At 71.0% G+C, this 21933-nt stretch carries 25 protein-coding genes and 1 tRNA gene; 14 read left to right on the top strand and 12 right to left on the bottom strand.

Translation table 11 applies throughout. The features are described 5' to 3' along the window. Positions 1 to 3 precede the first annotated feature (3 nt). The 4 genes from HNP44_RS12935 (at position 4) to HNP44_RS12920 (ending at position 2595) form a co-directional block, all read left to right on the top strand. A complete protein-coding gene (locus HNP44_RS12935; protein WP_259140823.1) occupies positions 4 to 633 on the top strand; it encodes a GNAT family N-acetyltransferase in 630 nt (209 codons plus the stop codon). Positions 634 to 774: 141 nt separating this feature from the next. After that, the gene (gene sepX / locus HNP44_RS12930; protein WP_259140822.1) at positions 775 to 2013 is read left to right on the top strand and encodes a divisome protein SepX/GlpR; all 1239 of its coding nucleotides are present in this window, start codon (positions 775 to 777) and stop codon (positions 2011 to 2013) included. Positions 2014 to 2055: 42 nt separating this feature from the next. After that, positions 2056 to 2128: transfer RNA gene (locus HNP44_RS12925), tRNA-Ala, on the top strand. Between the two features lie 128 nt (positions 2129 to 2256). Then, positions 2257 to 2595, top strand: a complete 339-nt coding sequence (locus tag HNP44_RS12920) for a DUF1801 domain-containing protein (protein WP_259140821.1) — start codon at positions 2257 to 2259, stop codon at positions 2593 to 2595. A 70-nt stretch (positions 2596 to 2665) separates the two neighbouring features. Here HNP44_RS12920 and HNP44_RS12915 read toward each other — a convergent pair whose 3' ends face one another. Both HNP44_RS12915 and HNP44_RS12910 read right to left on the bottom strand, forming a co-directional pair. Beyond that, a complete protein-coding gene (locus HNP44_RS12915) occupies positions 2666 to 3442 on the bottom strand; it encodes a dioxygenase family protein (RefSeq protein ID WP_259140820.1) in 777 nt (258 codons plus the stop codon). Next, the gene (locus HNP44_RS12910) at positions 3439 to 3807 is read right to left on the bottom strand and encodes a winged helix-turn-helix transcriptional regulator (RefSeq protein WP_259140818.1); all 369 of its coding nucleotides are present in this window, start codon (positions 3805 to 3807) and stop codon (positions 3439 to 3441) included. The genes HNP44_RS12915 and HNP44_RS12910 overlap by 4 nt, the downstream gene beginning before the upstream one ends. A 102-nt stretch (positions 3808 to 3909) precedes the next feature. Between HNP44_RS12910 and HNP44_RS12905 the strand changes: the two genes are divergently transcribed. The 4 genes from HNP44_RS12905 to HNP44_RS12890 all read left to right on the top strand — a co-directional run bounded on the left by HNP44_RS12905 (position 3910) and on the right by HNP44_RS12890 (position 6881). Further along, on the top strand, positions 3910 to 4344 hold the full coding sequence (locus HNP44_RS12905) for a DoxX family protein (protein WP_259140817.1): 435 nt from the start codon (positions 3910 to 3912) through the stop codon (positions 4342 to 4344). Continuing rightward, a complete protein-coding gene (locus HNP44_RS12900; RefSeq protein ID WP_259140816.1) occupies positions 4341 to 4982 on the top strand; it encodes an NAD(P)-dependent oxidoreductase in 642 nt (213 codons plus the stop codon). Before HNP44_RS12905 ends, HNP44_RS12900 begins: the two co-directional genes overlap by 4 nt. A 63-nt stretch (positions 4983 to 5045) precedes the next feature. Continuing rightward, the gene (locus tag HNP44_RS12895; RefSeq protein ID WP_259140815.1) at positions 5046 to 5819 is read left to right on the top strand and encodes a lysophospholipid acyltransferase family protein; all 774 of its coding nucleotides are present in this window, start codon (positions 5046 to 5048) and stop codon (positions 5817 to 5819) included. Positions 5820 to 5894: 75 nt separating this feature from the next. Beyond that, on the top strand, positions 5895 to 6881 hold the full coding sequence (locus tag HNP44_RS12890) for a hypothetical protein (protein WP_259140813.1): 987 nt from the start codon (positions 5895 to 5897) through the stop codon (positions 6879 to 6881). A gap of 131 nt (positions 6882 to 7012) precedes the next feature. On the opposite strand, the gene HNP44_RS12885 is transcribed toward HNP44_RS12890, so the two are convergent. The 3 genes from HNP44_RS12885 to HNP44_RS12875 are packed head-to-tail and all read right to left on the bottom strand — an operon-like array spanning position 7013 to position 8759. Then, on the bottom strand, positions 7013 to 7756 hold the full coding sequence (locus tag HNP44_RS12885; protein WP_259140811.1) for an alpha/beta fold hydrolase: 744 nt from the start codon (positions 7754 to 7756) through the stop codon (positions 7013 to 7015). A gap of 15 nt (positions 7757 to 7771) precedes the next feature. Next, positions 7772 to 8098 (bottom strand): branched-chain amino acid transporter permease, encoded by a 327-nt coding sequence (locus HNP44_RS12880; RefSeq protein WP_259140810.1) that lies wholly within the window; start codon positions 8096 to 8098, stop codon positions 7772 to 7774. Beyond that, positions 8091 to 8759, bottom strand: coding sequence for an AzlC family ABC transporter permease (locus tag HNP44_RS12875; RefSeq protein ID WP_259140808.1), 669 nt, complete (start codon positions 8757 to 8759; stop codon positions 8091 to 8093). Before HNP44_RS12875 ends, HNP44_RS12880 begins: the two co-directional genes overlap by 8 nt. Before the next feature lie 81 nt (positions 8760 to 8840). Between HNP44_RS12875 and HNP44_RS12870 the strand changes: the two genes are divergently transcribed. From HNP44_RS12870 to HNP44_RS12850, 5 genes are all read left to right on the top strand, one after another. Next, positions 8841 to 9272, top strand: a complete 432-nt coding sequence (locus tag HNP44_RS12870) for an Lrp/AsnC family transcriptional regulator (protein ID WP_259140807.1) — start codon at positions 8841 to 8843, stop codon at positions 9270 to 9272. Next, positions 9269 to 10195, top strand: a complete 927-nt coding sequence (locus tag HNP44_RS12865) for a phosphotransferase enzyme family protein (RefSeq protein ID WP_259140806.1) — start codon at positions 9269 to 9271, stop codon at positions 10193 to 10195. The genes HNP44_RS12870 and HNP44_RS12865 overlap by 4 nt, the downstream gene beginning before the upstream one ends. Positions 10196 to 10199: 4 nt before the next feature. Further along, on the top strand, positions 10200 to 11486 hold the full coding sequence (locus HNP44_RS12860; RefSeq protein WP_259140805.1) for an aspartate aminotransferase family protein: 1287 nt from the start codon (positions 10200 to 10202) through the stop codon (positions 11484 to 11486). 113 nt (positions 11487 to 11599) lie between these two features. Beyond that, positions 11600 to 12019: a VOC family protein gene (locus HNP44_RS12855; protein ID WP_259140804.1), complete on the top strand. Its 420-nt coding sequence runs from the start codon at positions 11600 to 11602 to the stop codon at positions 12017 to 12019. A gap of 2 nt (positions 12020 to 12021) precedes the next feature. Then, a complete protein-coding gene (locus HNP44_RS12850) occupies positions 12022 to 13011 on the top strand; it encodes a sigma-70 family RNA polymerase sigma factor (protein ID WP_259140803.1) in 990 nt (329 codons plus the stop codon). Between the two features lies 1 nt (position 13012). On the opposite strand, the gene HNP44_RS12845 is transcribed toward HNP44_RS12850, so the two are convergent. Continuing rightward, positions 13013 to 13585, bottom strand: coding sequence for a TetR/AcrR family transcriptional regulator (locus HNP44_RS12845; protein ID WP_259140802.1), 573 nt, complete (start codon positions 13583 to 13585; stop codon positions 13013 to 13015). Positions 13586 to 13621: 36 nt separating this feature from the next. On the opposite strand from HNP44_RS12845, the gene HNP44_RS12840 reads away from it, so the two are divergent. Then, positions 13622 to 14050 carry a PaaI family thioesterase gene (locus HNP44_RS12840; protein WP_259140801.1) on the top strand — a complete coding sequence of 143 codons (429 nt, stop codon included), beginning with the start codon at positions 13622 to 13624 and terminating at the stop codon, positions 14048 to 14050. A 139-nt stretch (positions 14051 to 14189) separates the two neighbouring features. On the opposite strand, the gene HNP44_RS12835 is transcribed toward HNP44_RS12840, so the two are convergent. The 6 genes from HNP44_RS12835 to HNP44_RS12810 are packed head-to-tail and all read right to left on the bottom strand — an operon-like array spanning position 14190 to position 21930. Continuing rightward, positions 14190 to 14864: a response regulator gene (locus tag HNP44_RS12835; RefSeq protein WP_259140800.1), complete on the bottom strand. Its 675-nt coding sequence runs from the start codon at positions 14862 to 14864 to the stop codon at positions 14190 to 14192. Further along, positions 14861 to 17428, bottom strand: coding sequence for an ATP-binding protein (locus HNP44_RS12830; RefSeq protein ID WP_259140799.1), 2568 nt, complete (start codon positions 17426 to 17428; stop codon positions 14861 to 14863). Before HNP44_RS12830 ends, HNP44_RS12835 begins: the two co-directional genes overlap by 4 nt. 23 nt (positions 17429 to 17451) lie before the next feature. Next, a complete protein-coding gene (gene kdpC / locus HNP44_RS12825) occupies positions 17452 to 18039 on the bottom strand; it encodes a potassium-transporting ATPase subunit KdpC (protein ID WP_259140798.1) in 588 nt (195 codons plus the stop codon). Positions 18040 to 18053: 14 nt separating this feature from the next. Further along, positions 18054 to 20186, bottom strand: a complete 2133-nt coding sequence (gene kdpB / locus HNP44_RS12820) for a potassium-transporting ATPase subunit KdpB (protein ID WP_259140797.1) — start codon at positions 20184 to 20186, stop codon at positions 18054 to 18056. Continuing rightward, the gene (gene kdpA / locus HNP44_RS12815; RefSeq protein WP_259140796.1) at positions 20183 to 21841 is read right to left on the bottom strand and encodes a potassium-transporting ATPase subunit KdpA; all 1659 of its coding nucleotides are present in this window, start codon (positions 21839 to 21841) and stop codon (positions 20183 to 20185) included. The genes kdpB and kdpA overlap by 4 nt, the downstream gene beginning before the upstream one ends. Then, positions 21841 to 21930 carry a potassium-transporting ATPase subunit F gene (locus HNP44_RS12810; protein WP_074850389.1) on the bottom strand — a complete coding sequence of 30 codons (90 nt, stop codon included), beginning with the start codon at positions 21928 to 21930 and terminating at the stop codon, positions 21841 to 21843. The genes kdpA and HNP44_RS12810 overlap by 1 nt, the downstream gene beginning before the upstream one ends. Positions 21931 to 21933: the final 3 nt, after the last annotated feature.

The raw sequence follows: 21933 nt of genomic DNA, 5'->3' as shown, positions 1-21933 counted from the left end.
TCGGTGTTCGGAGCGAACTGGCAGGTCGAGCTCGGGCCCCTCACCACTGCCGCGGGTGTCGTGCGGCTGCGGCCCATCCGCGCCCGCGACGGCCGGCAGTGGTCGCGGCTGCGACTGCTTAATCGGGCGGAACTGGAACCCTGGGAACCGTCGGGCGAGGTGAACTGGCAACGGCGGCATGCGGCCTCGCAGTGGACGCCGCTGTGCGCCTCCCTGCGCTCGCAGGCGAGAGCCGGGACGATCGTCCCGCTCGTCATCGAGGTCGACGGTGCCTACGCCGGCCAGATCACCATCGGGAACATCACCCGCGGGCAGTTGCAGAGCGCGTGGGTCGGCTACTGGGTCGATCGGCGGGTGACCGGCCACGGGGTGGCCACGGCGGCCGTCGCGCTCGCCGTCGACCACTGCTTCGGCCCGCTGCGCCTGCACCGAGTGGACGCGACGGTGCGCCCGGAGAACGCCGGATCGCGTGCTGTGCTCCGCAACTCGGGCTTCCGTGAGGAGGGCATGCTACGCCGGTACCTGCACGTCGATGGTGCCTGGCGCGACCATCTGCTCGTCGCGATCACGGCCGAGGAGGTCGCGGATTCCATGGTCGCGCGGGTGGTCCGGTCGGGTCGCGCGCGCTTCTGAGCCTGTGACTGAAGTGACTGTTTGAGATTTTTGGGGTTTGACTACGGCGCGTCGGGCGCGCTGATTCACCACGGTGAAATAGCCTTCAAGGCGACTTACACGGATGTGATCCGTGCTCGCTGAATGCCGGAGGGAGCCGACATGATCCCGCAGACACTGCTCTGGGTGGGGCTGATCGTCGCGTGGCTGGTGGTGCTCGTTCCGATGCTCGCGGCGCGGCACCCCAAGGTGAACCAGGTGTCCGACGCGACGCTGAAGACCCGGCTGCTGCACCGCGGCGGTTCCGCCGGCCGTGCCGTGCGGCGCCGTATCCGCCCGGCGGCCACCGTCGTCGAGGTGCCGCGCGGCGAGGGCCCGGCCGACGCGGACGCCGAGCTCGAGGACGACGAGATCGTCGAGGACGGTCGGATCGTGTTCGGTAAGCCTTCCGACTCCGCGGGCGGCGCCGCCGACGAGGACGCCGATGCGCACGCCTACGTCGATTCCGACGTCGACGACCTGCACGGATCCAGTCCGATGGACGGTGACACCACCCCGATCAACACCGTTGAGCGGGCCGCGATGGCCGCGCGCACGAGGGTCGTCGACCTCGACCACCTGGACGTCGACGCCCCCGCCGCGCGCGAGCCCGACGAGGCCGCCGCGCCCGAGTCCGCGCCGATCGTCCGCCGCGTGACCGCGCCCGTCACTGAGCCGCCCGCCACTGAGCCGCTCGTCGACCAGCCCGTCGCCGAAGCGGAGATCGAGACCGAGGCGGAGGAATTCGTCGAGGCAGCGGAGTACGACGACGTCGCCGACGAGGTGGCCGCGGACGAGCAGCTGACGGAGGAGATCGATCCGGTCTCCCGCCCGGTCGCCGAGGACGCGGACGACGAGCTGGACGACGCCGAGTACGAGGGCGCGTACGCCGAGGACGCGGAGCCGCGTCGCCGCCGCGGCGGCTACGACCCCGAGAACGACGCCCGGATCACCGAGGCGCGGTTCCGGTTCCGCCAGCGCGTGACGCTGGTCCTGGGCGTGCTCGCCGTGGTCGCGCTCGGTGCGGGCCTGATGAGCGTGCCCTTCGCCTGGTACGGCCTCGGTGCGGTGGTGCTGGCGCTGGTCGCCTACCTCGCCTACCTGCGCCGGACGGTGCGGATCGAGACCGAGATCCGTCGCCGTCGGATGGCGCGCCTGGAGCGGGCCAGGCGTGAGCGCGCCCGCGAGGCCGAGGTGCGCGACGGGGTGCCGGCGCACCTGCGTCGCGGCGGCTGCGTCGTCATGGAGATCGACGACGAGGACCCTGCTTTCGACCATCTGCCGCGGTATCGCGCCGAGGAGTTCGACTTCCTCGATCGCCCCGCTGACGTGCGGGAACCGTACGAGCGCAAGGTCGGTTAGCAGTTTGGCCGCGGGGCTTGCTAAGGTATTCGAGTTCCGCAAGGGGCTATAGCGCAGTTGGTAGCGCGCCTCGTTCGCATCGAGGAGGTCAGGGGTTCGATTCCCCTTAGCTCCACAGAGGAAACCGCAGTCCGGGCGGGGTTCTGAGAAATCAGAGCCCCGCCCGAACTCGTTTCCGGGCCCGCCCGAGCCGTTCGCTCGCGGTAGCGTGAAGTTCCGCCCGACAGTAGGAGTCCCACCACAATGTTCACCAAGAAGGGCGATGCCGCCGTTCTCGCCAAGCTCCGCGCCATGCCCGCGCCGTACGCCGAGATCGGGGAGCGCATACACGCCATCATCCGCGAGAACGCGCCCGGCCTCGAGCCCGTCGTGCGCTGGGGGCTGCCGTTCTACGTCGGCGGCGGCGAGGACGTCTGCTACATCAAGCCCGGAGACGCGTACGTGGCCTTCGGTTTCGGCGAGACGGTGAACCCCGCCTTCGAGGAGGGTGCCACCATGCACCCCATCGTCTGGAACATCACCGCCCTCGACGCCGAGACCGAGTCGCGGCTCGCCGCCCTGGTCGCGAAGGCCGTCGCCTGACGGCGCACGTCGACGATGCGGCCCTTGCGGCCCGCCTGACCGGGGAATCCGGCGGGGCCTGACGGGTGTCTCAGGCCGCGACGATGCTGCGCTTGGCCAGCCCCATCCAGAAGCCGTCGATCGGCTCCTCGGGTGCGGCCTCGGGATCCGCCGCCGCACCGAGCGTGACGAACAGCGGCGAGAAGTGCTCGATCCGCGGGTGCGCGTAGGGCATGCCCGGCGCCTCTTCGCGGAACCGCATGAGCCCGTCCACGTCCCCGGCGGCGAACCGCTCGTGTGCCCAGGCGTCGAACTCGACCGACCACCCGGGCGCGACGGCGTCGGCGCTCGGGTCGGTGAGGAAGGGGAGGCCGTGGGTGGTGAACCCGGAGCCGATGATCATCACGCCCTCCTCACGCAGTTCCGCGAGCCGCCGGCCCAGCCCGAACAGCGCCTCCGGCTCCAGCGTGGGGAGCGAGACCTGCAGCGTCGGGATGTCGGCCTCCGGGTACATCACGGTGAGCGGCACGTAGGCCCCGTGGTCGAGCCGTCGCTCCGAGTCCCGGTGCACGGGTTGATCGTCGGGTGCCATGGCCGCGACCCGGTCCGCCAGCGCGGGCGCGCCGGGGGAGGGATAGACGGTGCGGTAGTACCGCTCGGGGAAACCGCCGAAGTCGTAGGTGAGCGGCACCCGGGAATCAGTGGCGCCCACGGTGAGGGGCGCGGCCTCCCAGTGCGCGGAGACCACGAGGATCTGCTCGGGCCGCGGCAGGTCGGCGGCGAGCCGGCGCAACTGCGCGACCCACCGCTCGTCGTCGACGAGGGGCGGCGCCCCGTGGCTGAGGAACAGCGCGGGCACAGTGGTCATGACATTCCTCCTGGAATCGGGGAAGCGCGCTCCAGTCGCTGTGCGGTTGTCATCGCCGTCTCCACGGCCCGTACCAGTCCCAGTACCGCCTGCGCCACGTCCGTTCCGGCGGAGGTGAGCCGGTACTCGGTGTGCGGGGGATTGGTGCCGGCCGAATAGCGGCTGACCAGTCCGTCGTCGACGAGGGCGCGCAGCGTCTGCGTGAGCATGCGGTCGCTGATGCCCTCGACCTGGCGGCGGACCTCGCCGAACCGCTGGGGCTCCGTGCGCAGGCGTCCCAGGACGAGCGCGCCCCAGCGTCCGGTGACGTGGGCGAAGACATCGCGAGAGGGGCAGTCCTTCGCGAAGACGTCGAAATCAGCCATGCCGAAAAACCTTACATGTACGGAAGTATTGCGCTTACGTTTTGTCTGTGCTTCCATGGTAGCGCAAGCTTGAAGCTTCAACAATAGAACGGAGTGGTCCCCATGGCCGCACAGCTCGAGCGAGGCCAAGGCCTCGCCTCCACGATCGCCCGGGTGATCCTCGGCGCGATCTTCTTCGCCCACGGCTGGCAGAAGTTCTTCACGAACGGCATCGACAACGTCGCAGCAGGGTTCGAGAAGATGGACGTCCCCCTTCCGACCCTGTCCGCGTGGTTCGCGGGCATCGTCGAGCTCGTCGGTGGCGCCGCGCTCATCATCGGACTCGCCGTCCCGCTCGTCGCGGTGCTCGGCATCATCGACATGCTCGGCGCGATCATCTTCGTGCACTGGGACGCGGGCTTCTTCGCGAGTGGCGGCGGCTACGAGCTTCCGCTGGCGCTCATCGCCGGCCTGATCGCCGTGGGAATCGCCTCGCACGGCCCGCTCGCGGCCGATACGCACCTGCTCAGGGGGCGTTCCAAGGCGGTCTCGCAGTGAGGATCACCGTCTTCGGCGCGTCGGGCTACTCCGGCGGCCACATCACCACTGAGGCCCTGTCTCGCGGCATCGAGGTCGTCGGTGTCGCCCGCGACGTCGCCAAGGTCCCGGCCGGCGCCACCGCCGAGGCCGGCGACGTGACCGATGCGGCCTTCGTGTCCCGCGCCGTCGACGGCGCCGCCGTCATCGTCTCCGCGTTGCCGACCGCGGCACCGTCGGGCGACGGCACCGAGCTGCGCACCGCCCTGGAGAATCTGGTCGCCGCAGCGCGCGCCAGCGGCGCCCGTCTCGGCGTGGTCGGCGGCGCCGGCAGTCTGCTGGTCGCCGAGGGCGGCCCCAAGCTGGTCGACACCCCGTCGTTCCCCGATGCGGTCAAGCCGATCGCGCAGGAGCACGATCGCGCACTCGACTACCTACGCACCGTCGACGACGTGGACTGGTTCTACGTGAGCCCCGCCGCGAGCTACGGCTCGTTCAACCCCGGCGAGAAGCGCGGCACCTTCCGCACGAGCGGCGACGTGCTGCTCACCGACGCCGACGGGAACTCCGAGATCTCCGGCGCCGACTACGCGATCGCGTTCGTCGACGAGGTCCTGACCCCGGCCCACGAGCGGCAGCGTTTCTCAGTCGCCTACTGATTCGGCGCGGCCCGCGCCGCGCCGTCGTATCCTCGGCTGGAGAAGCGATCTTCAGGGGGTGTGATGGCGCGGCGCGAACCCGTCTATCAGGTGGTCCTGATGCTCGCGAAGAGCATCGTGGGCGCTCAGGGGCTCCGCGTGGAGTACCGCGGCCTGGAGAACATCCCGTCCACTGGCGGTGTGCTGATCGCGGTCAACCACACCTCGTACGTCGACTTCCTTGAAGCGGGATTGGCCGTGAAGCGGACCGGTCGCTGGCCGCGTTACATGGTCAAGGCCGAGCTCCGCAAGGTGAAGATCATGGCCTTCATCATCAAGCACTGCGGCGCCATCGGCGTCGATCGCGAACACGGCGCCGAGAGCTACCACGAGGCCGAGGCCGCCCTCGAACGCGGCGAGGTGGTGCTGCTCTACCCCGAGGCCACCATCAGCCGCAGCTTCGAGCTCAAGGAGCTCAAGTCCGGCGCCGCCCGCATGTCCATCGAGGCCGACGTGCCGATCGTCCCCGTCATCGTCTGGGGCACCCAGCGGATCTGGTCCAAGGGCACCCAGCGCCGCATCGGCAGGCACCGGTTCCCCGTCGTCGTGGAGGTCGGTCCCGCGCTCCATCCCGACGGTGACGACCCCGTCGCGCTGACCGCCCGGCTGCGTGCCGCGATGGGCGAGGCCCTGGAGCGCGCGCAGCGCGGCTTCCCCGCTCCGGCGGGGGAGGACTGGGTGCCGGCGCGGCTCGGCGGCGGAGCTCCTCAGCCGGATCACGCGCTGCGGCTCGAGCAGGAGGAATTCGCGCTCCGGAAGGCCAAGCGCGAGGCGAAACGTCAGAGCAACGGTGGTTGAGCAACCGACTATGGTGTGCGTCACCGGCTGTTGGTAGGTTTGCCGAGATCTTTCATGAGCGAGGAGGAGGAGTCCATGACGCAGCCGCCGAACTACCCTGGTGACAACCAGGGCGGCTACCCACAGAACCCGCAGGATCCGCAGCACGGCGGATACCAGCAGGGCGGTTACCCGCAGCAGCCCCCGCAGCAGCCGGGCTACGGTCAGGGCGGCTTCCCGCCGCCGCCACAGGATCCCGGCTACGGTCAGGGCGGCCAGGGTTTCCCGCCCCCGCAGGGAGGTTTCCCCCCGCCGCCGCAGGGCGGCTTCCCGCCGCCTCCCGGCGGCTTCGGCGGCCCGCAGTACGGCGGCGGACAGCAGCCCTTCAATATCGGTGATGCGTTCTCCTGGGCCTGGAACAAGTTCACCAAGAACGCGGTCCCGCTCATCGTGGCGATCCTCGTGTACACGCTCGTCATCGGCGCGATCGTCGGTCTCGGCTACTTCCTGATCGTGTCGATCGTCCTCGGTTCGTCCAGTACCGACGCCGACGGCTTCACGACGATGTCGACCGGTGGCTCCGTCGGTGCGCTGGTCGGGATGGCGCTGCTCATCCTGGTGACCGGCATCGTGGGCTGCATCATCCAGGCGTCGCTCTACTCGGGGCTGCTCGACATCGCCGATGGCAAGCCCGTCGATATCGGTTCCTTCTTCAAGCCGCGTAATAGCGGTCAGGTCGTCATCGCCGCTGTGATCATCGGCGCCGTTTCCGCGATCCTCAGCCTGATCCCGTTCCTCGGTACGATCGTGTCGATCGTCGTCGGATTCCTCACCATGTTCGCCATTCCGACGATCGTCGATCGTGGGCTCCCGGCGATCGAGGGCATCAAGCAGGGCTTCGGTGTTATTCAGCGCGACATCGGAAACTCGATCCTGACGTTCGTCATCGCGGGCCTCATCGGCATGATCGGCGCCTGCCTCTGCGGCATCGGCCTGCTGGTCGCCGGACCGGTTGCCTCGCTGTTGGTCGTGTACGCGTACCGCCGCCTCTCCGGCGGCCAGGTGGCTCCGCTCACCCCGTAGTGCCGTTTCGATGGCAGGCCCGTTCCACCAGTAGGTGGGACGGGCCTTGTCCTATTCCGTGACGGTCGACTCTCGAACAGATTTCCCGCAGCAGATAGGGCTGAGCTGCAGTGGGATTCCTGCGCTAGCTGCTAGCGCAGGAACTCGAGGACCGCGCGGGCGAACGCGGCGGAGGACTCGCGGTGCGCCGTGTGCCCGCCGCGCAGCTCGGCGTACTCGCCGCGGGGCAGCGCGTCGGCGACGAGCCGCAGGTACTCGGGGCGCAGGAAGTCGCGCGGGCCGCCCGAGATCACCAGCGTCTGCTGTCCGGTCGTGGCGAGCCGGTCCCACCACGCCGGATCGGGCTGGAACTGCGGGGAGACCGAATCGATCATCGTCTTGTCGAACCGCGACAGGGCGCCCGGCGTCTGCACCACCTGCTTGATCCCCAGCCACACCCGGCGCGGCGTCAGCGGCAGGTCCACCGACTCCGCGACCTGCTCGGGCTCGAGCGCCACCGGAGGCATCTCCTCGAGGACGAGGCGACGGACACCGTCGGGCAGGCGCCACGCGAGCCGTAACGCGGCCTGGCCCCCGAGGGAGTGCCCGACCACGTCGAAGGTCTCGACTCCCACGTGCCGCACGACCCGCTCGGCGTCCGCGGCGAGCTCGTCGAGGAGGTACTCGGCGCTGTGGTCGCTGCGGCCGTGGCCGCGCTGGTCGTAGGTCACGGTGTCGCGGCCGGCGGCGTGCAGGGCGCGGACGGTGCGCCGCCACGTCCGGTGGTCGGCGGCCATGCCGTGGATGAGCAGCACCGGCGGGCCCGTCGGCACCGGCACGCGGCGGTGCTGCACCGCCAGGCGAACGTCGCCGGCAGTGACGATCTCCTTGCGCATCAGCTCATGGTGCCATCACGCCAGTGCGTAGCTCAGTGCGACGCACACCGCCGTGCCTGCGACGATGCTCAGCACCGCGTTGCGCCGCCACCAGTGCGCCAGCGCCGTCGCCGCGACGCCCGCGATCTGCGGGATCCCGTGCGCCGGCGCGGTGTAGTCGACCTGTGCCATGCAGTAGACGGCCAGCACCACCACGGCGCCCACGGGCATCCATCGCCCGAAGTCGGCCAGCAGCGGCGAATCGCGCAGCACCGAGGCCAGCCCGAAGGGCGCCAGCCGCAGCGCGACGGTGACCGCCGCCGCGATCGCGATCCCCGCCAGCAGGTATCCGGTGCTAGGCATGCGCCGCCTCCTTCGCGTTCCGTCGGGCCAGGACGTGCCGCACCACGAGCAGGCCCGCGAAGCCGCCCATCGCGACGAGCAGCATCGCGCCCGGCGCCGCCGCCAGCGCGACCGCGCACGCGGCCAGCGCGAGCGCGAGCGTCGTGCGGTCCGGGTGCGCGTCCATCGCCAACACCACGAACAGCGCGGTGAGCACGAAGTCGACGCCCGGCACGTCGCGCAGGAAGGCGCCGCCCGCGAGCCCGCCCACCAGCGAGCCGGCGACCCACGCCACGTGCAGGCCGACCTGGGTTCGCAGGATCATTTTTCCCGTCATCGTGGCCGACGGTGCCGTGCTCACCAGGGCGTAGGCCTCGTCGGTGAGGGCGTACACGCCGTACGCCTTCCCGACCCGGCTGCGGATCCGGTCCAGGGGGAAGGTGAGGCCGTAGAACAGGTGTCGCGAGTTCACGAGGAACGTGGTGGCGGCGATCGCGGCGAGCGGGGTCGCCGCGGCCAGCAGGCCGGCGAGGAGGAACTCGACGGAGCCCGCGTACACCGCCATCGACAGCACCGGCGCGATCCACCACGGCAGGCCGTTGCCCGTGACCACCACGCCGAGGCCGATGCCGAGCACGAACAGGCCGAGCTGCACCACGGCGACCTTCGACGGAACTCCCATGCGAACAATTCTATTTCTCATTCCGCGCAATGTGCTTGCGTAAATGGCCGAACTGGGGGTGCCCGTGGCAATATCTCGGACGTGGATGCACTCGATCGAGCAATCATCGATGAGTTGGTGTGCGACGGGCGGCTCACCAACCAGGAGCTGGCGCAGCGCGTGGGGCTCACGCCCGCGCCGTGCCTGCGCCGCGTGCGCCGCCTGGAGGCCGACGGGGTGATCACCGGCTACACCGCCGTCCTCGACCCCGCGGCGCTGGGCCGCGGCTTCGAGGTCATGATCAACGCCGACCTCGGGGCGAACGACCGCGCGTCGGTGGAGGCGTTCGAGGCGCGGATCGCCTCGTTCGACGAGGTCATCGAGGTGCGCCGCATGTTCGGCCTCCCCGACTACCTGATCCGCGTGCGCGTCGCGGATCTCGCGACGTACGAGCGCTGGGTCACCACGCACCTCATGGGCGACCCGGCCATCGTCCGCGTGGACTCCCGCATGACGATGAAGGTGGTCAAGTGAGCGATCTGCTCCTCGCGCAGCGCATCGCCGACGGTGCGTGGCCCGGCGGCACCGTCGAACCCCTGCTGGTCAGCGAGAACGCCACCTTCCGCGTGCGCGGCGGGCCGCGGCCGGCGGTGCTGCGACTGCATCGCCCGGGGTACGTCGCCGACGCCGCGATCGCCTCCGAGCTGGCGTGGATCGCGGCTCTGCGCAGGGATACGACGGTGCCCGTGGTGGAGCCGCTGAGCGGGGTCCTGGTCGATCCGCCGACGGGACGCCGCGCGGTGCTCTTCGCGGAGCTGCTCGGCGGCCCCGTGCCCGACGCCGCGCTCGACGTCGCGCACTTCGCGGCGCTCGGCGAGATCGCCGCGGTGTTCCACGAGCACGCCGAGTCCTGGCGGCGGCCCGCCGATTTCACGCGCTTCACCTGGGGCGTCGACGAGACGATCGGGCCCCGGCCGCGCTGGGGCACCTGGCGGGACGGGCTCGCGGTGGGGGAGGCGCACCGTCGGGCGATCGCGCCTGCGGCCGACCGCGCGGCGGAACGGATCGAGGGCTTCGGCCGCACACCCGACCGGTTCGGCCTGATCCATGGCGACCTACGCGCGGCCAACCTCATCACGACCGGTAGTGGGTTCACGGTGATCGATTTCGACGACGCCGGGTTCGGCTGGCACCTCTTCGAGTTCGCGGCAGCGGCGTCCTTCGTCGAGACGGACCCGCGGCTGCCGGAGTGGGCGGCGGCGTGGACCGCCGCGTACCGGCACCGTCGGGCGCTGCCCGACGCGCACGCCGCGCTCCTGCCCGAGTTCGTGTTGCTGCGGCGGCTGCAACTGCTCGGCTGGCTCGGCACGCACGGACATGCGCTGGAGGCGGATCCCGGATTCGCCGACGGCACCGTCGAAGTCGCGCAGGCCTACCTGTCCGGGCGGCTACTGTGAGCGCGTGAGCTTCTCGGAATCGGTCGCCGCGCACGTCGTGCGTTACGGCGGCACCTTCGCGCCCCTGCCCATCGACCGCGCCGCGGGCACCTACGTGTACTCCGGGGAGCGGCGCTGGCTGGACTTCACCTCCGGCCAGATGAGCGCCATTCTGGGGCACAGTCATCCGGCGATCGTGGCGAAGGTGCAGCGGGAGATCGCGACGCTCGACCACCTCTTCTCCGGCATGCTCTCGCCCCAGGTGGTGACGCTGGCCGAGCGGCTCGCGGCCACCCTGGCGGAGCCGCTGAGCCACGTCCTGCAGCTGACCACGGGCGCGGAGTCCAACGAGGCCGCGCTGCGGATGGCCAAGCTGTACACCGGCAAGCACGAGATCGTCAGCTTCTCGAAGTCCTGGCACGGCATGACCGCCGGTGCCGCGGCGGCGACCTACTCGTCGGGGCACAAGGGCTACGGGCCCACCGCGCCCGGGAACTTCGCCCTGCCGACGCCGAACGCCTACCGGTCGCGGTTCGTCTCCCCGGACGGGAAGTACGACTGGGAGTCGGAGCTGGACTTCGGCTTCGAGCTCATCGACGCGCAGTCGACGGGCTCGCTGGCCGCGTGCCTCGTGGAGCCGATCCTGTCGTCGGGCGGCATCATCGACGTGCCCGTCGGCTACCTCGCTGCGCTCAAGCGCAAGTGCGAGGAGCGGGGCATGCTGCTCATCGTCGACGAGGCGCAGACGGGCCTGTGGCGCACAGGCGCCGCCTACGCCTTCGAGCGCGATGGCATCGTGCCCGACATCCTGACCCTCTCGAAGACGCTCGGCGCGGGCCTGCCGATCGCGGCGGTCGTGACCTCGGCGGAGATCGAGCGGGTCTGCCACGAGCGGGGATTCCTCTTCTTCACCACGCACGTCAGCGACCCGATGGTGGCCGCCGTCGCGACGACCGTGCTCGACGTGTTGGGCGACGGGGTCGCCGACGGCGTTGCCCGGGACGTCGCGGCGCGCGGGGCGCGGCTGCGGGCGGGGCTCGACGAGCTGGCGCTGCGCCACGAGGCGATCGGCGACGTGCGCGGGCGTGGCCTGATGCAGGGCATCGAGCTGGTCCGCGACCGCGACTCCAAGGAACCCGCGAACGAGCTGGGCAAGCTGGTGACGGAGCGCTGCTACGAGCGGGGCTTGCACATGAACGTGGTGCAGCTGCCCGGCATGGGATCGATCTTCCGCATCGCGCCGCCGCTCACCGCCACCGACGCCGAGATCGACGCGGGCCTGGAGATCCTCGACTCCGCGTTGCAGGGGTAGCGCATCGGCCGCCGGAAAATATATCCGCGCCGACCGATGAGTTCCGGCGGTGCGGCCCGTCTAACCATGTGACGGTGTTCGAGAGGGAACGCCGCGGACCAAGGAGCGACGCCATGCACAAGATGATTTTCGTGAACCTGCCCATCGCCGACATCCAGCGCTCGCGCGACTTCTTCACCGCGGTGGGCTACACCATCAACGAGCAGTTCAGCGACGAGAACGCCATCTCGGTGGAGCTGGGCGAGAACATCGCCGCGATGCTGCTCAAGACCGACTTCTTCGGCACCTTCCACGAGGCCACGACCGCAGGGCCCGGCGTGAAGGAGACCCTCATCGCGCTGAGCGCGGAGAGCCGCGAAGAGGTTGACGAGGTCGTGAACCGCGCGGTCGCCGCCGGCGGCACGGAGGGGCGCTCGGAGGACCACGGCTTCATGTACGGCCGCTCCTTCGACGATCCGGACGGCCACACCTGGGAGATCATGTGGATGGATCCGGCCGCCGCCGCGGGCGGCCCCGAGGGCGCCGAGGGCTGAACGTGACCGTCGCCGACGCCGGCTTCGACGAGGCCACCGCACCGCTGCGCGCCGAGTTGCTGGCGCACTGCTACCGCATGTCGGGCTCCGCGTCCGACGCGGAGGACCTGGTGCAGGAGACCTACCTGCGCGCGTGGAAGGCCTTCCACCGCTTCGAGGGCCGGTCGTCGGTGCGCACGTGGATGTACTCGATCGCGACCAATGTCTGCCTGTCCGCCTCGAAGGCCCGGCGGGTGCTGCCCGTCGGGCTCGGGGGCGAGCCGTCGAACCCGCTGGAGCCGGTGGCGCCTTCGACCGAGGTGCTGTGGCTGCAGCCCCTCCCGGACCGCGCTCTCGGCGATCCGGGGGAGGCGGCGGTCGCGCGGGAGGGCATCGGGCTGGCGATGGTCGCGGCGCTGCAGGTGCTCCCGGCGAAGCAGCGGGCGGCGCTGATCCTGCGCGACGTCCTCGAGTTCTCCGCCGCGGAGACGGCTGACGCCCTCGAGACCTCCGTCGCGTCGGCGAACAGCGCGCTGCAGCGGGCCCGGGCCTCCCTCGGCGACGGTGCCGCCCGTGACGGCCGGAAGGCCGCCGAGCTGTCCGATCACGAGAAGCGGGTGTGGGACGAGTTCTGCGCCGCCTTCGAGCGGCACGACATCGACGGCGTCGTCCGCATCCTCGCCGCCGATGCCACCTGGGAGATGCCGCCGATCCCGGGCTGGTACCGCGGTGCGGAGGCCATCGGCGAGCTCTCGCGGACGCAGTGTCCGGCCCAGGTCGCCGGGGATCTGCGGATGGTCCCGACGGTGTGCAACGGCCTGCCCGCCGCCGCGATGTACCTGCGCTCGCCGGCGGCGGCCGGGGCGGTCGGCGATGTCTGGCTGCCCTTCCAGCTGGACGTACTGACCTTCACCGACGGCGAGCTGACCCACGTTTGCGCCTTCCTCGATCCCGGGGAGCTGTTCGCGCTCGCCGGGCTGCCGGCGTCGTTGGAGTCGGCCGAACCGCGCTGAGTCAGCGGGCGGCGCCGCCGGCGTAGGTCGCCACGGCGAGGCGCCAGGCGCGGTCCCGCGCGACGGCGGTGGGGCCGAGGAGGTCGTGCCGGTCCTTGGTCGCCAGGCCTTCGAGGAGCGCGCCGAAGCCGAGTGCGAGCGCCTCGACGTCGGCTCGGTCCGTGCTGCCCGTGAGTGCCGCGAAGGCGTCGACGAGCACGCGGCGGCACTCGTGCACCGGGTGCTCAGGCGGGATCGGCCCGGTGAGCGGGCGCGCGAACATCACGTCGACCAGGGCGGGCTCCTCCGCGGCGAAGCGGCGATAGGCGTCGGCCCACGCGGCGAGCACGTCGCGGGGCGGGCCCTCCGCCTGCGGCAGGGTCTCGACGAGCAGGGCGAAGCCGCGCTGCGCGACCGCGTTCACGAGGCCGTCGCGGTTGCCGAAGAGTTGGCCCAGCGCGGCGATGTTCGTGCCCGCGGCCGCCGCGGCACGCCGCGTCGTGAGCCCGTCCGCGCCCTCGGCGCGGACGATCTCCAGTGCGGCGGCGGCGATCCCGTCCGCGACCTCGGGCGTCCTGGTTCTCTGTCTCGGCATCTTCCGCGGCAATCGTATCAGTGATATGTTTTGGCCATGACGACCTTGGAACACGTCCTCAGCCGCGTCCTCGACTCCATGCCCGTCGCCCGTTGGCTCCAGCTCTCAGTCGACGATGTCACACTCGATCGCGTCGTCCTCTCGATGCCGGTCGTCCCCGATGTGACCTTCGACGGGGTGCACTGCCACGGCGGCATCGTCGCGATGCTGGCCGACATCGCCGCGGTCGGCGCGGCGTACGCCGCGATCCACGACTCCGGCCGCGTCGCCGCGACCACCGCCATGAATTCCCACAACCTCCGACCGGCGCGCGGGGAGCGGCTGGTCGCGGTCGGCCGCCTCGTCGGCCCGCCCGGCCGCACCATGATCGCCGCCGCCGACGTCTTCACCGACACTCTCGACGGCACCCGCTGCCTCACCGGCCTCTACACCGCCACCGCCCTCGATCGCCCGCTCGGGCCCTGAACCGGGCCGCATCTACGGATGGCACCGGCGCACGGTGCGCGCCAGTGCGTCCGCGGTGCTTGCGCACAGTCGCGCGGCAGGAGCACCGTCGTACCCGGCGGGAGGTACGCCGCGCTCCCGAACCGGGCCGGTCGGAGCGCTACGGGATGAAGCGGTATCCCATCCCGGGCTCGGTGACGAAGTAGCGCGGGTGCGATGGGTCTGGTTCTAACTTGCGGCGCAGCTGCGCCATGTATACGCGCAGGTAGTTGGTCTCGCGCGAGTACGACGGGCCCCATACCTCGTGCAGCAGCGTCTGCTGGGAGACGAGGCGGTCGGCGTTGCGGACCAGCACGTCCACGATCTTCCACTCGGTGGGGGTGAGGCGCACCGTCGTGCCGTCGCGGGTCACCGTCCGCGCTTCGAAGTTCACCTCGAAGTCCTCGGTCCTCGCGGGAGCAGGGGCATCCACCAGACCGGTCCGCCGCACCTGCGCTCGGACGCGGGCGAGGAACTCGTCCATCGCGAAGGGCTTGGTCACGTAGTCGTCGGCGCCGGTGTCCAGCGACTCCACCTTGTCGTCGCTGCCGTGCCGCGCCGAGAGCACGATCACCGGGGAGGTGCAGAACTCCCGCAGCTTCGCCAGAACGGCCGTGCCGTCGAGATCGGGCAGGCCCAGGTCGAGTACCACCACGTCGGGCGTCCGCTCGCGGGCGATCTGCAGGGCCGACCGGCCATCGGCGGCCGTCTCCACCTCGTAGCCGCGGGCCTTGAGATTGATCCGCAGGGTGCGCAGGATCGCGGGCTCATCATCGACCACCAGAACGAACGTCACGAGACCACCTCATCACTCGACACCGGCTGCGCCGCGGGCAGGTCCACGATCATCGTGAGGCCGCCGCCCGGGGTGTCCTCCGCGGTGAGCGTGCCGCCCATCGCCTCGGTGAGCCCGCGGGCCACTGCGAGCCCCAGCCCGACGCCGTTGCCGGCCGGGGCGTCGCCCATCCGCTGGAAGGGCTTGAACATGGCCTCGCGCTGCTCCTGCGGCACGCCGGGCCCGTGGTCGCGCACGTGCACCTGCAGCCGGTCCCCGTCGGGGGTGTGCACGCCGGAGACGCCGACGGTGACCGGACCGCCCCGCGAGTGCCGCACCGCGTTCTCCACGAGGTTCGCCAGTACCCGCTCCAGCAGGCCCGGGTCGGCCAGCGCCGTGGGCGTGGCATCGGTGTCGTCACAGGCGAAGTCGAAGGCCAGGTCGGCGTCGGGGAGCGCGGTCCAGATGGCGGGCAGGACCTCCTCGATCCCGACCTCGCGGGTGAGCAGGGTGAGCGAATCGGACTGCAGCCGCGACATGTCGAGCAGGTTCCCCACCAGCGAGTCGAGCCGGTCGGCGCTCTCCTCGATGGTCGCGAGCAACTCGGCCTCGTCCTCGTCGGACCACTCCACGTCGTCGCTGCGCAGCGACGAGACAGCGGCTTTGATCCCTGCCAGGGGCGTCCGCAGGTCGTGTGAGACCGCGCTGAGCAGGGCCGTTCGTGCGCGGTTGCCCTCGGCTAGGGTCCGGGCTTGCTTGGCCTCGGCGCTGAGCGCTTCCCGGTCCAGCCGGGCCGCCGCGTGCGCGGCGAAGGCGACGAGCAGTCCGTGTTCGGAGGCGCTGAGCGGGTCGCCTTTGACGACCAGGGCCACGTTGTCGCCGACCATCGCCGCGTCGGTGCCGTCGTCGGGCGTGAGCGGCGACTCGCGCCGCCCGGCGACCAGCTGCCAGGGGGAGTCCGCGTCGTCGCGCCGCAGCAGCGAGGCGCCGCGCAGCCCGAAGGTCACGATGGCCTCGTCGAGCAGGGCGGGGATCTCGTCGTCGGCGTTCTCGGTCGCCAGCAGGGTGTCGGCGAGGCCGCTGAGCACGTCGGCCTCGGCGCGGGCCCTGGCGGCCCGGGCGGTCTGCCGGGCGGCGAGGGAGACCACCGACGCGACCGCGATCGCCGTCAGCACGAACATGGCGACGGCGAAGACGTTCTCGCCCGACGCCACTGTGAACGTGTACAGCGGTGGCGCGAAGTAGTAGTTGAGCAGGAACGATCCGAGGATCGCCGCGGGCACCGCCGGCCGGATGCCGCCGACGAGGGCCACGGCCACCGTCAGCATGAGGAAGAGCATCAGCTCGGTGGGCAGCGAGTGCCACTGCCTGGTCTGCGCGAGCAGCGCGGTGAGGATCACCGGACCGGCGATCGCCAGCAACCAGCCGGCGATGGTGCGCCGCTTGCCCAGCAGCACGGGGTCGGGCCCGTCGATGCGGGGGAGCAGTCGTCGCCGGCCCGCGCCCGCGGCCCGCTCGTGCGTGACGACCTGCACGTCGATGTCGCCGGAACCCTCGATCACCGCGTCCGAGACGGGCCACCGCATCACCGAGGTCAGCGCCCGGTGCCGCGACTTGCCGAGGATGATCCGCGAGGCGTTCACCGAGATCGCGTACTGCAGGATCGCCGCGGCCACGTCGTCGCCGGTGACGATCTGGAACGTGCCGCCCAACGATTCCGTGAGCTGTCGCAACTGCGCCAGCGACGCGGGCGAGGCTCCCGACAGACCGTCGCTGCGCGCGACATACACGGCCCGCAGCTCGCCGCCCGCGCCTTTCGCCGCGATCCGGGCCCCGCGCCGCAGCAGCGTCCCGCCCTCGGGGCCGCCGGTGAGCGCGACGACGGTGCGGTCGCGGGTGGGCCAGGCGGCGGAGATGCCCTGCTCGGAGCGGTACTGCTCGAGCCGTTCGTCGACGCGGTCGGCGAGCCACAGCAGCGCGAGTTCCCGTAGCGCCGTGAGGTTCCCGATCCGGAAGAAGTGCGAGAGCGCGGCGTCGACTTTGGACGGGTGGTAGATGTTGCCGTGCGCCATGCGCCGCCGCAGGGCCTCGGGGGTCATGTCGACGAGCTGCACCTGCTCGGCGCGGCGGACCACGCCGTCGGGGATCGTCTCGCGCTGCCGCACGCCGGTGATCGACTCGACCACGTCACCGAGCGACTCGAGGTGCTGGATGTTAACCGTCGTGACCACGGTGATGCCGGCGTCGAGCAGCTCGGCGATGTCCTGCCAGCGCTTCTCGTTCTTCGAGCCGGGGGCGTTGGTGTGGGCGAGCTCGTCGACGAGGACCACCGTCGGGTGCGCGGCGATCACCGCGTCGACGTCCATCTCCTCCAGTACCGCGCCGCGGTACTCGACCTTGCGGCGGGGGATCACCTGCAGCCCCTGGACCTGCGCCTCCGTCTGCGGCCGGCCGTGGGTCTCGACGTAGCCGACGACCACGGACGTCCCGCGCGCGGCGCGGCGCGCCCCTTCGGTGAGCATGGCGTAGGTCTTGCCCACGCCGGGCGCGGCGCCCAGGTAGACGCGAAGAAGCCCCTTCGGCATGTCTCCCTCCTTCTCCGCCCGGGCTACTTCGCCGCAGCGGCGAGGTCGGCGAGCGCGAGGTTCAGATTCACCACGTTAACCCGCTCCTCACCCAGGTAGCCGAGCTGTCGGCCGTCGGTGTGCGCGGCGACCAGCGCGGTCACCCGCTCCGGCGCCAGGCCGCGGGCCTTCGCGACGCGCGCCACCTGCTGCCGCGCGTACGCGGGGGAGATGTGCGGGTCCAGGCCGGAGAAGCTCGCCGTCACCGCGTCGGTCGGCACGTCCGACGGTGCCACCCCGTCCTCCCCTGCGACCTTCGCGCGCCGCTCCGCGATGAGCGCGACGAGCTTCTCGCTGTTCGGGCCGAAGTTGGTGCCGCCGGAGGCGAGGGTGTCGTACTCGCCCGCGGACGGGCGCGGGTGGAACCACTGCGCACCGTCGAACCTCTGGGCCAGCAGCTCGGACCCGACGACGGTGCCGTTCTGTTCGACCTGCGAGCCGTTCGCCCTCGCGCTGAACGCGACCTGCCCGACGCCCCAAATCACCACCGGGAAGAGGGCGCCGAGGACGACGGTCATGACGATCAGCATGCGCAGGCCGGCGAGGAGCTGGCGCGGTGTGGAACTCAACACGGTGATGCCTTCTTTCAGGAGAGGCCGGGGATCAGCTGCACGACGAGGTCGATCAGCTTGATCCCGAGGAAGGGGACGACGATGCCGCCGAGGCCGTAGATGGTGAGGTTGCGCGCCAGCAGCTTGTCGGCCGACTTCGCGGTGTACTTCACGCCGCGCATCGCCAGCGGGATCAACGCGACGATGATGAGCGCGTTGAAGATCACCGCCGAGAGGATCGCCGACTGCGGGCTGTGCAGCCGCATCACGTTGAGCACGTCGAGGCCGGGGGCCAGCGGCACGAACATCGCGGGGATGATCGCGAAGTACTTCGCGATGTCGTTGGCGATGGAGAACGTGGTCAGCGCGCCGCGGGTGATGAGCAGCTGCTTGCCGATCTCCACGATGTCGATGAGCTTCGTCGGGTCGGAGTCCAGGTCGATCATGTTCCCGGCCTCCTTCGCGGCGGAGGTGCCCGTGTTCATTGCGACGCCCACGTCGGCCTGCGCGAGCGCGGGCGCGTCGTTGGTGCCGTCGCCGGTCATCGCGACGAGGCGGCCGCCCTCCTGCTGTTGCTTGATCAGCGCCAGCTTGTCCTCGGGTGTGGCCTCGGCGAGGTAGTCGTCGACGCCCGCCTCCGCGGCGATGGCCTTCGCGGTGAGCGGGTTGTCGCCGGTGATCATGACGGTGCGGATGCCCATCTCGCGCAGCTGCGCGAAGCGCTCCTTCATGCCCGCCTTGACCACGTCCTTGAGGTGCACGACGCCCTGCAGGGCGGGCGCGGCGCCGGGCTCGGCGTACGCGACCACCAGGGGGGTGCCGCCGGTTCCGGAGATCTCGTCGACGGCCAGCCGCACGTCGATAGCGCCGAGGGCCTCGGAGACGGCCTCGCCGGCGGTGTCGCCATGGTGCTCCGCGGCCACCCAGGCCAGCACGGCCGCCGAGGCGCCCTTGCGGATCCGGGTTCCGTCCGGCAGGTCGACGCCGGACATGCGGGTCTGCGCGGTGAAGGGCACGAAGGAACCAAGGGCCGTTGGGCCCGTACTCGAGCCGCGGCTCGCCGCGGTGTGGCCGCGCTCCGTCGCCAGGTCGACGATGGAGCGCCCCTCGGGGGTCTCGTCGGCCAGCGAGGCGAGCAGCGCGTGCCCGGCCAGGGTGTGCTCGTCGACGCCCGCGACGGGGTGGAAGGACGCGGCGCGCCGGTTGCCGTAGGTGATGGTGCCGGTCTTGTCGAGCAGCAGCGTCGAGACGTCGCCGGCGGCCTCCACAGCGCGGCCCGACTTGGCGATCACGTTGCGCTGGACGAGGCGGTCCATGCCGGCGATGCCGATCGCGGAGAGCAGCGCGCCGATCGTCGTGGGGATGAGGCAGACGAGCAGCGCGACGAGAACCACCACGTCGACCGCGCCGCCCGAGTAGATCGCCATCGGCTGCAGCGTCGCGACGGCCAGCAGGAAGATGATCGTGAGCACGGTGAGCAGGATGTTCAGGGCGATCTCGTTGGGCGTCTTCTGCCGGTTGGCGCCCTCGACGAGGCCGATCATCCGGTCGATGAAGCTCTTGCCCGGCTCGGTCTTGATCTCGACGACGATGCGGTCCGACAGCACGCGGGTGCCGCCGGTGACGGCGCAGCGGTCGCCGCCGGACTCGCGTACGACGGGGGCGGACTCGCCGGTGATCGCCGACTCGTCGACGGTGGCCATGCCCTCGACGACGTCGCCGTCGCCGGGGATGACCTCGCCGGCGTCGACGATCACGAGGTCGCCGACCTTCAGTTCGGAGCCCGGCACCTGGTGTTCTCCGGTGTCGGTGCGCAGCCGCGCGATCGTTTCCGTCTTGGCCTTGCGGAGCGAATCTGCCTGCGCGCGGCCGCGGCCCTCGGCGACGGCCTCGGCGAGGTTCGCGAAGAGCACCGTCGCCCAGAGGAAGACGGTCACGGCCCACGCGAACACCGAGGGGGTCACGATCGCCAGCGCGGTGGTGTACACCGAGGCGATCCACACCACGAAGACGACGGGCTGCCGGATCTGCGTGCGCGGGTCCAGCTTCGCGACCGCGCGGGGCAGCGCCGACGTGAGCTCGGTGAGCGAGAACGCGGAGCGCCGCTTCGGCGTCTGGGTGACGGCCTTCGGGTCCGACGGGGTGGCGTCGGTCAGCGTGTTCGTCACTGGGTGACCTCCGAGATCGGTGCGAGCGCGAGGGCGGGGACGAAGGTCAATCCGGCCACCAGGACCACGACGCCCACGGTGAGGCCCACGAACAGCGGGCGGTGGGTGGGGATGGTGCCCGCGGTGGCGGGCACGGGGTGCTGCTTGGCGAGAGCACCGGCCAGAGCGAGGATCGCGATCATCGGCGCGAACCGGCCGAGCAGCATCGCCGCGCCGAGGGTGTAGTTGAACCACGGGGTGTCGACGGCGAGGCCGGCGAAGGCGCTGCCGTTGTTGTTCGCGGCCGAGGCGTAGGCGTAGAGGACCTCGGAGAGGCCGTGCGCACCGTCGTTGGTCATGGCGGCGACGCCCTGCTCCTGGACCACCGTGGCGGCGGTGCCGACCAGCACCAGCGCGGGCATCACCAGGATGTACAGCGCGGCGAGGGTGATCTCGGTGCGGCCGATCTTCTTGCCGAGGTACTCGGGGGTGCGGCCCACCATGAGGCCGCAGAGGAAGACGGTGAGGACGGCGATGACGAGCATGCCGTAGAGGCCGGAGCCCACGCCGCCGGGGCTGATCTCGCCGAGCAGCATGTTCACCAGCGCGGCGCCGCCGGCGCCCGGGGTCAGGCTGTCGTGCGCGGCGTTCACGGCGCCCGTCGACGTGCTGGTGGTGGCGGTCGCGAACAGGCCGGTGCCCCACTGCCCGATCCGCAGCTCCTGTCCTTCGAGCGCGGCGCCCGCGGCCCTGCCGGCCGTGCCCTGGTTGCCCAGCTGCGCGCCGATGGAGATCGCGGTGGAGACCGCGAAGATCACGGTCATCGAGCCGAGGATCGCGTAGCCCTGCCGGTGGCTGCCGACGAGGTTGCCCAGCATGCGGGGCAACGCCACGGGGATGAGCAGGATGAGGAAGATCTGGAACAGGTTGGTCGCGGCTGTCGGGTTCTCGAAGGCGTGCGCGGAGTTGGCGTTGAAGTAACCGCCACCGTTGGTGCCGAGGAGCTTGATGACCTCCTGGCTCGCGACGAGTCCGCCGGTGAGCACCTGCTTCTGCCCGTCGAGCCCGACGATCTCGTGCCGCTGCCACAGCGTCTGCACGACGCCCTGCGCCATGAGGATGACGGCGCCGATCACCGCTATCGGCAGCAGTACGCGCAGCGTGATGCGGGTGAGGTCCACCCAGAAGTTGCCGAGCCGGTCGGTGCGGGAGCGGACGAAGCCGCGGATCAGCGCGACGGCGACCGCGATGCCGACGGCGGCGGAGACGAAGTTCTGCACCGCGAGGCCGATCGCCTGCGCGATGAGGTTCATGGCGCTCTCGCCCGAGTACCACTGCCAGTTGGTGTTGGTGACGAAGGAGATCGCGGTGTTGAGGGCCTCGTCGAAGCGCCACTGCTTCGGCTCGACGCCGGGCAGCCAGCCCTGCGCCAGCAGCAGGATCGTGAGCGCGACGATGCTCACGGCGCTGAACGCGAGCGCCGCCACCGCGTAGGTGCGGTAGCCCTGCTCGGCCTCGGGGTCGGCGCCGACGAGGCGGTACACAACGCGCTCGACGCGCCAGTGCTTCGGCGTGGTGACGACGTGCGCCAGGTAGTCGCCGAGCGGGCGGTAGGCGATCGCCAGCGCCGCGACCAGGGTGCCGATCGTTAGCAGCCCGGAGACGGTGTCGCTCATCAGAAGCGCTCCGGGCGCAGCAGGGCGTACAGGAGGTACGCCAGGGTGAGGATCGTGGCCGCGAGGGCCAGCGCGTTGGAGATGTCCATGGG

Origin of the sequence: Tsukamurella ocularis (genome assembly GCF_024807615.1) — a bacterium.
Taxonomy (GTDB): Bacteria; Actinomycetota; Actinomycetes; order Mycobacteriales; family Mycobacteriaceae; genus Tsukamurella; species Tsukamurella ocularis.
The sequence above is the reverse complement of the archived record's forward strand: the minus strand, read 5'-3'. Positions and strand labels throughout refer to the sequence as shown.

Coding starts and splice junctions, on each gene's coding strand:
- HNP44_RS12910 (WP_259140818.1), bottom strand. CDS start 3,807: ATGGCTGATTTCGACGTCTTCGCGAAGGACTGCCCCTCTCGCGATGTC.
- HNP44_RS12845 (WP_259140802.1), bottom strand. CDS start 13,585: ATGCCGAGACAGAGAACCAGGACGCCCGAGGTCGCGGACGGGATCGCC.
- HNP44_RS12810 (WP_074850389.1), bottom strand. CDS start 21,930: ATGGACATCTCCAACGCGCTGGCCCTCGCGGCCACGATCCTCACCCTG.
- HNP44_RS12830 (WP_259140799.1), bottom strand. CDS start 17,428: ATGCCGAAGGGGCTTCTTCGCGTCTACCTGGGCGCCGCGCCCGGCGTG.
- kdpA (WP_259140796.1), bottom strand. CDS start 21,841: ATGAGCGACACCGTCTCCGGGCTGCTAACGATCGGCACCCTGGTCGCG.
- HNP44_RS12905 (WP_259140817.1), top strand. CDS start 3,910: ATGGCCGCACAGCTCGAGCGAGGCCAAGGCCTCGCCTCCACGATCGCC.
- HNP44_RS12840 (WP_259140801.1), top strand. CDS start 13,622: ATGACGACCTTGGAACACGTCCTCAGCCGCGTCCTCGACTCCATGCCC.
- HNP44_RS12880 (WP_259140810.1), bottom strand. CDS start 8,098: ATGCCTAGCACCGGATACCTGCTGGCGGGGATCGCGATCGCGGCGGCG.
- HNP44_RS12915 (WP_259140820.1), bottom strand. CDS start 3,442: ATGACCACTGTGCCCGCGCTGTTCCTCAGCCACGGGGCGCCGCCCCTC.
- HNP44_RS12855 (WP_259140804.1), top strand. CDS start 11,600: ATGCACAAGATGATTTTCGTGAACCTGCCCATCGCCGACATCCAGCGC.
- HNP44_RS12885 (WP_259140811.1), bottom strand. CDS start 7,756: ATGCGCAAGGAGATCGTCACTGCCGGCGACGTTCGCCTGGCGGTGCAG.
- HNP44_RS12875 (WP_259140808.1), bottom strand. CDS start 8,759: ATGGGAGTTCCGTCGAAGGTCGCCGTGGTGCAGCTCGGCCTGTTCGTG.
- HNP44_RS12920 (WP_259140821.1), top strand. CDS start 2,257: ATGTTCACCAAGAAGGGCGATGCCGCCGTTCTCGCCAAGCTCCGCGCC.
- sepX (WP_259140822.1), top strand. CDS start 775: ATGATCCCGCAGACACTGCTCTGGGTGGGGCTGATCGTCGCGTGGCTG.
- HNP44_RS12890 (WP_259140813.1), top strand. CDS start 5,895: ATGACGCAGCCGCCGAACTACCCTGGTGACAACCAGGGCGGCTACCCA.
- HNP44_RS12895 (WP_259140815.1), top strand. CDS start 5,046: ATGGCGCGGCGCGAACCCGTCTATCAGGTGGTCCTGATGCTCGCGAAG.